The 12026-nt window shown below is 73.5% G+C and carries 9 protein-coding genes and 1 pseudogene; 6 read left to right on the top strand and 4 right to left on the bottom strand.

From position 1 onward, the window contains the following. From AB0912_RS35150 to glgB, 3 genes are all read left to right on the top strand, one after another. The coding region (locus tag AB0912_RS35150) for an alpha-glucosidase C-terminal domain-containing protein (RefSeq protein ID WP_366707262.1) at positions 1-447 on the top strand (447 nt) is incomplete at its 5' end. A 53-nt stretch (positions 448-500) separates the two neighbouring features. Beyond that, on the top strand, positions 501-1877 hold the full coding sequence (locus tag AB0912_RS35145) for a maltokinase (protein ID WP_366707260.1): 1377 nt from the start codon (positions 501-503) through the stop codon (positions 1875-1877). 174 nt (positions 1878-2051) lie between these two features. After that, positions 2052-4235, top strand: coding sequence for a 1,4-alpha-glucan branching enzyme (gene glgB / locus AB0912_RS35140; protein ID WP_366707264.1), 2184 nt, complete (start codon positions 2052-2054; stop codon positions 4233-4235). Positions 4236-4267: 32 nt separating this feature from the next. Here glgB and AB0912_RS35135 read toward each other — a convergent pair whose 3' ends face one another. Beyond that, positions 4268-5695, bottom strand: coding sequence for a M1 family metallopeptidase (locus tag AB0912_RS35135; protein ID WP_366707258.1), 1428 nt, complete (start codon positions 5693-5695; stop codon positions 4268-4270). Between the two features lie 255 nt (positions 5696-5950). Here AB0912_RS35135 and AB0912_RS35130 point away from each other — a divergent pair, with 255 nt between their 5' ends. Together AB0912_RS35130 and AB0912_RS35125 are read left to right on the top strand one after the other, a co-directional pair. Further along, on the top strand, positions 5951-6844 hold the full coding sequence (locus AB0912_RS35130) for a Gfo/Idh/MocA family oxidoreductase (RefSeq protein WP_366707256.1): 894 nt from the start codon (positions 5951-5953) through the stop codon (positions 6842-6844). Positions 6845-6995: 151 nt separating this feature from the next. Further along, positions 6996-7961 (top strand): ATP-dependent DNA ligase, encoded by a 966-nt coding sequence (locus AB0912_RS35125; RefSeq protein WP_366707254.1) that lies wholly within the window; start codon positions 6996-6998, stop codon positions 7959-7961. A gap of 115 nt (positions 7962-8076) precedes the next feature. On the opposite strand, the gene AB0912_RS35120 is transcribed toward AB0912_RS35125, so the two are convergent. From AB0912_RS35120 to AB0912_RS35110, 3 genes are all read right to left on the bottom strand, one after another. Continuing rightward, positions 8077-8445 (bottom strand): DUF6479 family protein, encoded by a 369-nt coding sequence (locus AB0912_RS35120; protein WP_366707252.1) that lies wholly within the window; start codon positions 8443-8445, stop codon positions 8077-8079. Positions 8446-8591: 146 nt separating this feature from the next. Then, positions 8592-9410, bottom strand: coding sequence for a methyltransferase domain-containing protein (locus AB0912_RS35115; protein WP_366707250.1), 819 nt, complete (start codon positions 9408-9410; stop codon positions 8592-8594). Positions 9411-9447: 37 nt separating this feature from the next. Next, positions 9448-10785: an MFS transporter gene (locus AB0912_RS35110; RefSeq protein WP_366707248.1), complete on the bottom strand. Its 1338-nt coding sequence runs from the start codon at positions 10783-10785 to the stop codon at positions 9448-9450. A 470-nt stretch (positions 10786-11255) separates the two neighbouring features. Between AB0912_RS35110 and AB0912_RS35105 the strand changes: the two are divergent. Beyond that, a pseudogene (locus AB0912_RS35105) lies at positions 11256-12026 on the top strand (diguanylate cyclase); the annotation flags it as partial.

Genomic DNA, 12026 nt, shown 5'->3' with positions numbered 1-12026 from the left:
TTCTCCTCCAGCGACCCCGGCCGCCTCTTCCTGCCCACGATCATGGACCCCGTCTACGGCTACCAGGTCACCAACGTCGAAGCGTCGATGTCCTCACCTTCCTCGCTGCTGCACTGGACCCGCCGCATGATCGAGATCCGCAAACAGAACATGGCGTTCGGCCTCGGCTCCTACACCGAACTCCAGTCCTCCAACCCCGCCGTCATCGCCTTCCTGCGGGAGTACAAAGACGACCTGGTGCTGTGCGTCCACAACTTCTCCCGCTTCGCCCAGCCCACCGAACTCGACCTCCGCGAGTTCACCGGCCGCCACCCCGTCGAACTCATCGGCGGCGTCCGCTTCCCCGCCATCGGGGAACTGCCGTATCTGCTGACCCTCGCCGGACACGGCTTCTACTGGTTCCGGCTGCGCAACGGGGTCACCCCCGTCGGCGCGAAGCGCTCGTGAAGCGTGACGCCGTGCAGCCCCCAGCCCGCCCGCACCTGAAAGGACGTGTCGCCATGGCGAAGACCGCTCTGCACCGTCCGAGCGGCCTCGGTTCCGCTCCGCTGCTGACCTCGCTGGCCGAGCTGCTGCGCGCCTGGCTGCCCCGGCAGCGCTGGTTCGCCGGCAAGGGCCGCCCCGTCACGGACCTGACGCTGGTGTCGTCGACCGAGCTGTACCCCGGGTGCCTGCATCTGCTCGTCCGCACCGAGCACCTGGGGCCGCCGGCCCACGGCGCCACCGGTACGCCTCCGGCCGAGGACTGCTACCAACTGCTGCTCGGTGTACGGGAGGTGCTGCCCCCGCACCTCGCGCACGCCGTCATCGGCCGGGCGAGCGCCGGCCCGCTGAGCGGACTGACCGTGTACGACGCCTTCCACGACCCGAAGGCGGCGGGGCTCCTCCTGGAGCGGCTGCGCGTGTCGGGCACGGCGGGTCCCCTGTGCTTCGAGCGCGACCCGCGGGTCACCGTGCCCGGCGGTCTCGCGCCGCGGCTGCTCGACGCTGAGCAGTCCAACTCCTCGCTGGTGTACGGGGACGCGTTCATACTGAAGGTCTTCCGGCGCGTCCAGCCCGGTATCAACCCGGACCTGGAGGTGCCGAGGGCGCTGGCCCGGCAGGGCTGCACCCGGGTACCCGCACCGGCCGCCTGGTTCCGTACCTCGGAGCCGCAGGACGCCACGCTCGGTGTGCTCCAGCCGTATCTGCGGGACGCGGCCGACGGCTGGACGCTCGCCCTCGACGCGCTGGCCGCGGAGCAGGACTTCGCGGACGAGGCGTTCGAGCTGGGCCGGGCCACCGCCGAGGTGCACCTAGCCCTGGCCACGGCGTTCCCGGTGGACACGCCGAGCCCGGGCGGCAACAAGCGGCTCGCGGACGCGATGCACGAGCGGCTCGACGCGGCGGTCCGCTCCGTGTCCGAACTGCGGCCCCACGCGGCCGGGTTGAGGTCGGCGTTCGACGCGCTCGCCGGTCTGGACAGCGCGGCGCGCCCGGCCCAGCGCATCCACGGCGATCTCCACCTCGGCCAGGTGCTGCGGGCCGGACGGCGGTGGTCGGTGATCGACTTCGAGGGCGAGCCAGCCCGTCCGATCAGCGAACGCCGGCGCGTCCAGTCCCCCGTCCGTGATGTCGCCGGCATGCTGCGGTCCTTCGACTACGCGGCCCGCTCGCGCCGGCCCTGGCGCCCCGAGTGGGCGGACCGCTGCCGGGAGGCGTTCTGCGCGGGCTATGCCGCCGCCGCGGCCTGGGACCCGCGGGAGGAGCCCGAGCTGCTGCGCGCGTACGAGACCGACCGCGCCGTGTACGAGGTGCTCTACGAGGCCCGGCACCGGCCCGACTGGCTGCCCGTCCCGATGGCGGCGGTCGGCCGGCTCGCCACCGCGCACCCCTGACCCCCGCCGCCCCGGTTCCGCTCCCAGCCCAAGTCCCCGTCCCGTCCTCGTCCCCATCCCCGCCCCCGTCCCAGAGCCGATCCCGACCCTCCATCACCCCCACTCCGAGAGGCCCGAGCCGTGACAGTCCGCTCAGCAACCCCCCGCGTACGGCGCGCCAAGTCCGCCGCCCCGCTGGCGCAGCACTCCGCCGCGCTGGACCCCACGGACCGGGGGCGGCTGCTGTCCGGCTCCCATCACGACCCGCACGCGCTGCTCGGCGCCCACCCGGTGCCCGGGGGCGTGCTGTTCCGGGCGCTGCGCCCGCACGCCCAGGGCGTGTCGGTGGTGGTGGACGGGAACCGCACCGCGCTCGACGACCTGGGCGACGGGCTCTTCGGCGCGGTGCTGCCGCTCACCGCGATCCCCGCGTACTCGCTGGTGGTGACGTACGGGGACACCGAGTTCGAGACGCAGGACCCGTACCGCTTCCTGCCCGCGCTCGGCGAGCTGGACCTGCATCTGATCGGTGAGGGCCGGCACGAGGAGCTGTGGAAGGCGCTCGGCGCGGAGCCGATGACCCACGAGGGGGTCGAGGGCACCCGGTTCACGGTGTGGGCGCCGAACGCGCGCGGGGTCCGGGTCTGCGGGGACTTCTGCCACTGGGACGCCTCCTCGGGATTCCCGATGCGGTCGCTCGGTTCGTCCGGGGTGTGGGAGGTGTTCCTGCCCGGGATCGGTGAGGGCGAGCTGTACAAGTACGCCATCACCCGCCCCGACGGCTCCCACACCCTGCGCGCCGACCCGATGGCCCGGCGCACCGAGGTTCCGCCGGCCACCTCGTCGGTCGTGACGCGCTCCGCCCACAGCTGGCGGGACACCGCGTGGATGGAGGCGCGGGCGAGGCGCCGCCCGCTGCACGAGTCGCCCTTCTCGGTCTACGAGGTTCATCTCGCCTCCTGGCGTCCGGGGCTGACCTACCGTCAGCTCGCGGAGCAGCTCCCCGCGTATGTGAAGGACCTCGGCTTCACGCACGTCGAGCTGATGCCCGTCGCCGAGCATCCGTTCGGCGGCTCCTGGGGCTACCAGATCACCGGTTTCTACGCGCCGACCGCGCGCCTGGGCACCCCCGACGACTTCAGGTACCTGGTGGACGCCCTCCATCAGGCCGGTATCGGGGTGCTGATGGACTGGGTGCCCGCCCACTTCCCGCGCGACGACTGGGCCCTGGCCCAGTTCGACGGGCGCCCGCTCTACGAACACCCCGACCCGCGGCGCGCCGACCACCCGGACTGGGGCACCCTGGAGTTCGACTACGGGCGCCGAGAGGTCCGTAACTTCCTTGTCGCCAACGCCACTTACTGGTGCGAGGAGTTCCACATCGACGGCCTGCGGGTCGACGCGGTGGCCTCCATGCTCTACCTCGACTACTCGCGCGAGGACGGGCAGTGGAGCCCGAACGAGTTCGGCGGCCGGGACAACCCCGACGCGGTGGCGTTCCTCCAGGAGATGAACGCCACCGTCTACCGGCGCAACCCCGGTGTCGTCACGATGGCGGAGGAGTCGACCGCCTGGGACGGCGTCACCCGGCCGACGTCCGAGGGCGGGCTCGGCTTCGGGCTGAAGTGGAACATGGGCTGGATGCACGACTCGCTGGAGTACGTCCAGCACGAGCCGATCCACCGCAAGTACCACCACAACGAGATGACGTTCTCGATGGTGTACGCCTACAGCGAGAACTACGTGCTGCCGATCTCGCACGACGAGGTCGTCCACGGCAAGCGGTCACTCGTCTCCAAGATGCCCGGCGACTGGTGGCAGCAGCGCGCCAACCTGCGCGCCTACCTCGCCTTCATGTGGGCCCACCCCGGCAAGCAACTCCTCTTCATGGGGCAGGAGTTCGCGCAGGGCGGCGAGTGGAAGGAGGCCCACGGCCCCGACTGGTGGCTCCTCGACCCCGCCTACGGCGCCGAGGCCGACCACCGCGGCGTCCAGGACCTCGTCCGCGACCTGAACAAGCACTATCTGGCCGAGCCCGCCCTGTGGGAGCGCGACACCGACCCGTCGGGCTTCCGGTGGGTGATGGGCGACGCGGCCGACGACAACGTCTTCGCGTTCCTGCGCCACGCCGCCGACGGCACGCCCCTGCTCGCCGTCTCGCACTTCTCCCCCGCCGTCCGGCACGGCTACCGCCTCGGCGTCCCGGAGGACGTCCCGGCCTGGCAGGAGGTCCTCAACACCGACGCCCTGCGCTACGGAGGCAGCGACGTCACCCACCCGGAGCCGGTGAAGGCCGAGGCGATCGGCATGCACGGCCGTCCGACGAGCATCGAGCTGACGCTGCCGCCGCTGGCGACGGTGTGGCTGCGGCCGGCCTGAACAACCGGCCGCGGCCACCGGGCAGGCCCGTCTCAGGGAGAGGCGGGCTTGCCCCCGGTGTAGAGCCAGGTGTGGAAGAGACCCGAGAGGTCCTTGCCGGACTCCCGCTCGGCGAGCCGGACGAACCGGGCCGTCGTGCCGTGCCCGTAGCGGTGCGCGTCGGCCCAGGAGCGCAGGATGCGGAAGAAGGCGCGGTCCCCGACGGCGGTGCGCAGTTTGTGCAGGACCATGGCGCCGCGCGAGTAGACCGGCGTGTCGAAGATGTGCTCGCCGCTGCCGGGATCGGCCGGCGGGAACGCCCACAGGTCCTGGTCCGCCGGGGTGGCGTACAGCGCGTCGAAGGTCCGCTGGGCGCTCTTGCCGCCGTGCTGCTCGGTGTAGAGCCACTCCGCGTAGGTGGCGAAGCCCTCGTTGAGCCAGATGTCCTTCCACTTCGTCAGCGAGACGGAGTCGCCGAACCACTGGTGGGCGCTCTCGTGGACGAGGGTGTCGAGGTCGGGCGCCGAGGAGTACAGCGGCCGGGTCTGGGTCTCCAGCGCGTAGCCGACCTGCGGTGCCCGGTCGACGATGGCTCCGGCCGCGCGGAACGGGTAGGGGCCGAAGACCTTGCTCTCCCAGGCGAGCACGGCGGGCAGCTTCTTCAGGACGGGCGCGGCGGCGGCCGCCTCGCGGGGGTCGACCGCGTTGTAGACCTTGAGGCCGTCGCGGGTGGTGTACCGCTCGACCTTGAACGTGCCGACGGTCGCCGTGGCGAGGTAGGCGGCCATCGGCTCGGACTGGCGCCAGCGGAAGGTGGTCCGGCCGTGGCTGGTCCGCTGCCCGAGCAGGACGCCGTTCGCGATGGCGGTACGGCCCCGCGGAACCGTCAGGGTGAAGTCGTAGGAGGCCTTGTCGGTGGGGTGGCTGTTCGCCGGGAACCAGGTCATGGCGCCCTGCGGTTCGCCGGCCACGAAGGCGCCGTCGTCCGTGGGGATCCAGCCGTCGGGGGACCCGTCCGGGTCGGTGACGGGCTTGGGGGTGCCGGAGTAGGTGACGGTGACCCGGAACTCCTCGCCCTTGCGGAGGGCCTTGGCCGGCGTGACGACGAGTTCCTGGCCGGTGCGCCGGAAGGAGGCCTTGGTGTGGCCGACGGTGACGCCGGTGACCTTCAGGCCCTTGAGGTCGAGGTCGAAGCGGGTCAGCCGCTGGGTGGCGCGGGCGGTGACGACCGCCGTGCCGTCGAGGTGCCGGGTCGCCGGGTCGTAGCCGAGGGTCAGGTCGTAGTGGCGGACGTCGTAGCCGCCGTTGCCCGACAGGGGGAAGTACGGGTCGCCCGCGCCCTGGGAGCCCGCGGTGCCGGCGGCCGTGGCGGGGCCGGCGGCGGTGAGCAGCGCGGCGAGCGCGACGGGGACGGCGGCGACGACGGCTTCGCGGCGCAGGACGGCCGGACGTCGTGCGGGCTGCTGCGGGCGTGGTCTCACGTGCGCTCCTCCGGTTCGACGGTGATCATCGCGCACAGCCTATGAGGCTCCCGGGCCGCCGCACCTCTCGATCGGGTCACGTCGCGGTGGCCCGTCCCCGCAACCCCCTGGCCGGACGGGGGGCCCACGTGATGAAGTCTGTCCACGCGTCCGAAGATCCCGAGCCCGGCCGCCGTCACCGTCGTCACCGGTCCGCCCGGTGCGCGCGGGCCGCCGACGGCGGGTGAGGGCCGGTTCACCGCAGAGGAGTCACTCGTGACCGGTACGTCGTCCGCCTGGACCCAGGCCCCCGTCAGGGTGGGGCTCGTCGGAGCGGGGCCGTGGGCGCGGGGCGTGCACGCCCGGGTGCTGGCCGCCGGACCGGAGACCCGGCTGACGTCGGTGTGGGCGCGGCGTCCGGAGGCCGCCCGGGAGACGGCCGAGCCGTACGGCGCCGCCGTGGCCGCGTCCTTCGACGAACTGCTCGACGGCTGCGAGGCGGTCGCCTTCTCGGTGCCGCCCGCCGTCCAGGCCGACCTCGCCCCGCGGGCCGCCGAGGCGGGCAAGGCGCTGCTCCTGGAGAAGCCCCTCGCTCTCGATCTGCCGTCGGCGCGCCGGCTGGTGGAGGCGATCGACGCGGCGGGGGTCGTCTCCCAGCTGGTCCTGAGCAACCGCTACCACCCGGCCACCCGGCGCTTCCTGGCGCGGGCGCGGGCCCTCGACGTCTCGGGCGCCCGGTCCTGCATGGTGGGCGGCGCCTTTCTGGGCGGCGAGTTCGCGACCCCCTGGCGTCTGGAGCACGGGGCGCTGCTGGACATCGGGCCGCATCTGCTCGATCTGCTGGACGCGGCGCTCGGGCCGATCGTCCGGGTCCGCGGCACCGGCGATCCGCGCCGCTGGGTGGAGCTGACCTGCGAGCACGAGGGCGGCGCGGTCAGCCAGGCCTCGCTGTCGGGGTCGGTGAACGTCGAGCGCGGGATCACCCGGATCGAGCTGTTCGGCCGGCATCCGGAACTGGTCTTCGACGGCGGGGCGCTCGACCACGAGGAGTCCTGGCCGGTGCTGCGCCGCGAGTTCGCCACGGCGGTGCGCTCGGGCCGGTCCGGCGAACTCGACGCCCACCGGGGGCTTCGGCTCCAGACGCTGATCGCGGAGGCCATGGAACGCTGAGACTCCCCCGGGCCGGCGCTGCCGTCCGGGAGGAGACTCCCCTCGCGGGCGCGGCCCTTCAGGACCGGGCCGCTCCGCCGGGCGCGGCCGTTCAGGGGAAAGGGGCGGTGGGCCGGCGTGCGGGGGCGGGCGGTGTGTCGACACAAGAGCTGTGAACCTGCCGCTGATCGCCCCCATGCTCGCGACCCCCGGAACGCTGCCGCCCCCGGCCCAGGACATGCGCTGGGCCTACGAGACGAAGCACGACGGCCAGCGCGCGGTGGTCTATCTGCCCGGTGACGGCAGTGTGCGGCTGCGGGCCCGGTCGGGCGAGGACGTCACCGCCGCCTACCCCGAACTCGGCGCCCTGGGCGGGGTTCTCGGCAGGACACCGGCGGTGCTGGACGGGGAGGTGCTGGTCCTGGACGAACAGGGGCGCGGCGACTTCCAGTTGTTGCAGTCCCGGATGGGTCTGGCCGGGTCGCCGGGCAAGGCGATCCGGCTCGCGGAGCGGGCGCCCGCCCATCTCGTGGTGTTCGACGTGCTGTGGCTCGGAGAGGACCTGACGGGTCTGCGTTACGCGCGACGGCGGCGGGAGCTGGAGGAGCTGGCCCTCGACGGGCCGTTCTGGTCGACGCCGGCGGCGCTGGTCGGCCACGGCGAACTGGCGCTCCGGGCGACGCGGGAGAGCGGTCTGGAGGGGCTGGTCTGCAAGCGGCTTGACTCGGTGTACGAGCCCGGGACGCGCTCACGGTCCTGGATCAAGATCCGCAACATGCGGACGGCGGATGTCGTCGTGGGCGGCTGGGTCCCCGGCCGGGGCCGGCTGTCGGGGCTGCCCGGCGCGGTGCTCGTCGGGCAGCGCGCGGAGGGCGGCCTGCGGTACGTGGGGAGCGTGGGCACCGGCTGGAACGCGGCCGAGCGCGCCGAACTCGCCCGGCTGCTGGCCGCCTCGGGGACGGACCGCTGCCCGTTCGACACGCTCCCGCGCGCGGCCGAGGCCCGCTGGGTGCTGCCCCGGCTGGTCGGCGAGGTCCGCTACAGCACCCGTACCCGGGCCGGGCTGCTGCGCCAGCCGTCCTGGCTGCGGCTGCGCCCCGACCTCACCCCGGAGGAGTCGTCAGCGGAGCTGCCTTAGGACACCGGATTGTCGACGGGCGCCGGGATGCCGGTACCGCGCGGGGCGTTGCCGTTCGCGGCGCGCACGCGGGAGCCGGCCGCCCGGAGGCGGTCGGCTCCTCGGTCGCTCCCGGTCAGGTCCTGCCGGGTCCGCCGCTGCCGAAGGACCCGCTGGATCCCGGGTGCCAGCGCTTGCGCTGCTGGTCGTCGGCGTGCTTGGTGCTGGAGGAGTGCATGTTGTACGGCATCAGCCGTTCACTCTCGTTGGCGGCGTGCGGGACCTCGTCCGGTTCCCGCATCTCCCGCTCCTCGTGGACCGCTCCGCCCTCGGGCAGCCTCGGCTGCTCCTCGGCGGTCGGTGGTGCCGGCTCCTCGCCGCGCACCCTGATGCCCATCCGGACCGCCCAGACGAGGGCGGCCACGATCACGAGGCCACCGACGAAGGCGGCGACCACATTGGTCGTCGAACTCGCCAGGATCACTTCTTGGCTCACGGTGTACATGATGGTCGCGTACCCCCGATACAAGGGGAGAATTGCGTACAGATCCGTCAGCGACGGCCTTCCCATTATATTCCGATTCATTTCGGGCACCGCGACGCGGCTTCGGACCCCGGTCAGGCGGGCCCTGCCAGGGTGCCGGCCCCGGTTCAGGCGGGGCGGTGTGCCACGGCGCCGAACATCGTCACGGACATGTGCAGCGCGCCCTGGCGGGCCGCTTCCGTGAGGTCCTCGTAGAGGCGGTCCCGCTGGGGTTCCCCGATGAGGCCACGGCGGACCGCCGACTCGGCCATCATGCGGATCAGCGGCCAGGCCACGGAGGTGTGGTCCTGGAGCAGCGCCTGCGAGCCGCGGTCGTCGATCACCAGTCCGGCGGCCGTCAGCCGGCCCACGAGCCTGCGTCCGGAGTACGGGTCGGCCGCCGCGGACAGCGCCCCGGAGGTCAGCGCGGCGACCGTCTCGGGGTCCCCGGGGTGCAGGATCGTGGTCGCCCAGTCGGTGTCCAGCAGGGCGACCCGGCCGCCGGGGCGCAGTACGCGGGCGATCTCGGCGACGGCCTTCTCGGGTTCGGCGAGGTGCTGGAGGACGCGTTCGCACCACACGACGTCCACGGTGGCGTCGGGCAGCGGCAGGTCGAGGGCGTCGCCGTCGGCGAAGCGCGCGGAGCTGCCCGTCTCGGCCGCCCGCTGTTCGGCGACGGCCCGCAGTCCGGGGTGCGGTTCGAGGCCGAGGACCCGGCCCTGGGGGCCGACGGCGGCGGCGAGGTTACGGGTCTGCGAGCCGGTTCCGGCGCCGATGTCGAGAGCCCGCTCCCCGGGGCGGACGGCGAGGGCCGAGTGGGCCCAGGAACGCAGCCTGTGCACGCCGTTGTTGACGTCCTGCGCGTCGAGGGCACCGACCAGGCGGGCCGTGCTGTCCACGCTGATGTTGGGCGCGTGGAATTCCGAGGAGGGTCGCGTGTCCCGCATGGCGGTCACTCTAGAACCACCTTGGTCGTTTCCGTATTCAGATTGTGTAACGCCTCAGGGCCGGGGTGACGAAGGCCAGCAGGAGGACCGCGGCCACCACCAGGACACCGCCGCCCGCGACCGCGGCCTGCGCGCCGAACAGCGATCCGGCCGTGCCGTGCAGGACGTCGGCGACGCGCGGTCCGCCCACGACGACCACGGTGAAGACGCCCTGGAGCCGGCCTCGCATCTCGTCGGTGGCGGCGGACAGCAGGATCGCGCCGCGGAAGACCATGGAGACCATGTCGGCCACACCCGCAAGGGCGAGGAAGACGACCGCGAACCACAGGCTGTCGGTGAGTCCGAAGGCCGCGATGGCCGCGCCCCAGGCGGCCACGGAGGCGATGACCATCAGGCCGTGGCGGCGGGCGCGGGAGAAGGTGCCCGAGAGCAGTCCGCCGAGGACCGCGCCGATGGGGACGGCGGCGAACAGCAGGCCGAGCGCCAGGCCTTCGCCGTAGGGGGCGTAGGTCTCGGCGGCCAGTTGCGGGAAGAGGGCGCGGGGCATGCCGAAGACCATGGCGATGATGTCGGCGAGGAAGGACAGCAGCAGCACCTTGTGCAGGGCGATGTAGCGGAAGCCGTCGGCCACCTCGCGCAGGCCGGCCCGCCGCGAGCCCCCGCCGTCGAGGGGCGGCAGGGCGGGCAGCTTGAGGACCGCCCAGACGGTGACGCACAGGGCGAGGGCGTCAATCAGGTACAGCTCGGGCAGCCCGATGAGCGGGATGAGGGCGCCGGCCAGCATCGGGCCGGCCACCGACCCGGTCTGCATGACGGTCGATCCGAGCGCGTTGGCGGCCGGCAGCTCGTCGGCGGGCACGAGCCGGGCGATGGAGGCGCTGCGCGCCGGGGAGTTGAGACCGAAGAAGGCCTGCTGGAGGGCGAGCAGGACCATCAGGACGAGCACCGACTCCAGTCCGGTGACGGCCTGGACCCAGAAGAGCAGCGAGGTCACGGCGATGCCGCAGTTGGTGAGCAGGAGCAGCTTGCGGCGGTCCATGCTGTCGGCGATCGCGCCGCCCCACAGGGCGAAGACCACCAGCGGCACGAGTCCGGCGAGGCTGGCGTAGCCGACCCAGGCGGAGGAGCCGGTGATGTCGTAGATCTGCTTGGGCACGGCGACCGCGGTGAGCTGGCTGCCGACGGCGGTGACGGCGGTCGACGACCACAGCCGGCGGTAGGCGGGGCGGCGCAGCGGGCGGGTGTCCATGGCCCAGCGGCGCCATCCGGTCCGGTCCGGCCGTGCCGTCGGCTCCCCCGCCTCGTCCTGGGGTGCGGCGGCGCTGTCAGTGTCGCTCTTGCTCGTGTCCACGGTCGTCCTGGTTGCTTGGTACATCTTTCGAGTCAGGGATCACTATGACGGAGTGCGGGCGCGCTGTGTCCCCCGGGGGACCGGATCGGCGCACAGGGCCGGTACGAGGCCGGAATCGAACAGGGGCGGGACGGCCCGGGCGGTGGGGTGGGCGGTGCCGTGGCGAACGGTGCCATGCGGCCGGCGGCGGAGCGGTGAGCGGTGCCGTGCGGCCGGCGGCGGAGCGGTGAGCGGTACCGTGCGGCCGGCGGCGGAGCCGCGAGCGGTGCCGTGCGGTCGGCGGCGGAGCGGGGTCCGGCCCGCGGAATCGGCGCCTTCCGGACGGGTTCCCGGCCGCGCTCGAGCCGGTATCTTCGCGCTGAGCACAGCCGGGCACGCCACAGCGCGCGGGTGCCGCCCCGGGGCCGCGGGAGGCGCCGAGGTGCGGCCTGGGACCCGGGAGGCGCATTCTTGCTGTGGTACCCACCTGGTGGCGGGCGGACGAGGGCAGATCGATGACAGGGAGTGCCGAACGCGAGGGCCGGGCTCCTGACGGCCTGGCCGGCCTGCTCGGTGACGCGGTGACCGACGCGATCCGGGCGGCCAGGGGTTTCGCCGGCGGCGTCTATCTGCGCTCCGGCACACCGTCTCTGCTGCGTCTGGCGGTGCTCGCGGGACTGCCGGGGCCGCTCTTCCGCCCCTGGTGGCGGATGCACGTGGAGCGGCCGTTCCCGGTCGCCGACGCCCACCGGCTCGGCGTCGAGGTGCTGCTCGCCGACCCGACGGAGACCATGCGCCGCTATCCGCAGCTCGCGGCCGGGCTGCCGTTCCGGTTCGGTTCGCTGTACGTCCCGGTCGTGGACGGCAGCACCCGTTACGGCGTCCTCGCGGTCCTGCGTCCCCCGGCCTCCGACGCCACCGAGGTGCTGCCCGACCGGGACCGGATGACGGCCGTCGCGGAGGAACTCGGGGCGGCCCTCGCCGTCCTCGCCAAGGACGGGCACCCGGTCCTGTGGGACGGGGAACCGCTGAGCACCCGCGCGCCGGAGGAGGGCCCCTCGTCCCGGACCGTCGGCGGTTTCACCTGGGACCCGGGCGACAACACGGTGGTCGCGGACGACGCCCTGTGGGCGCTCCTCGGCAGCCGGCACGAGACCTTCCCCGGCACACCGGAGGCGCTCGCGGAGGTGGTCGCCCGCGACCAGCCCCGGCTGCTGCTGGCCGCGCTGCGCGAGACGGCGGCCGGCCGTCCGCCGCCCCACCCGCTGCCGGTCCGCACCGGCGCG

Origin of the sequence: Streptomyces sp. NPDC007084, from assembly GCF_040703595.1 — a bacterium.
GTDB lineage: Bacteria > Actinomycetota > Actinomycetes > Streptomycetales > Streptomycetaceae > Streptomyces.
Note: the sequence above shows the minus strand (reverse complement) of the source record. Positions and strands in the feature narration are given on the sequence as shown.

Bases quoted from the DNA above. Each gene is read 5' to 3' on its own strand.
- AB0912_RS35145 (WP_366707260.1), top strand. From the start codon at position 501: ATGGCGAAGACCGCTCTGCACCGTCCGAGCGGCCTCGGTTCCGCTCCG.
- AB0912_RS35120 (WP_366707252.1), bottom strand. From the start codon at position 8,445: ATGTACACCGTGAGCCAAGAAGTGATCCTGGCGAGTTCGACGACCAAT.
- AB0912_RS35115 (WP_366707250.1), bottom strand. From the start codon at position 9,410: ATGCGGGACACGCGACCCTCCTCGGAATTCCACGCGCCCAACATCAGC.
- AB0912_RS35110 (WP_366707248.1), bottom strand. From the start codon at position 10,785: ATGTACCAAGCAACCAGGACGACCGTGGACACGAGCAAGAGCGACACT.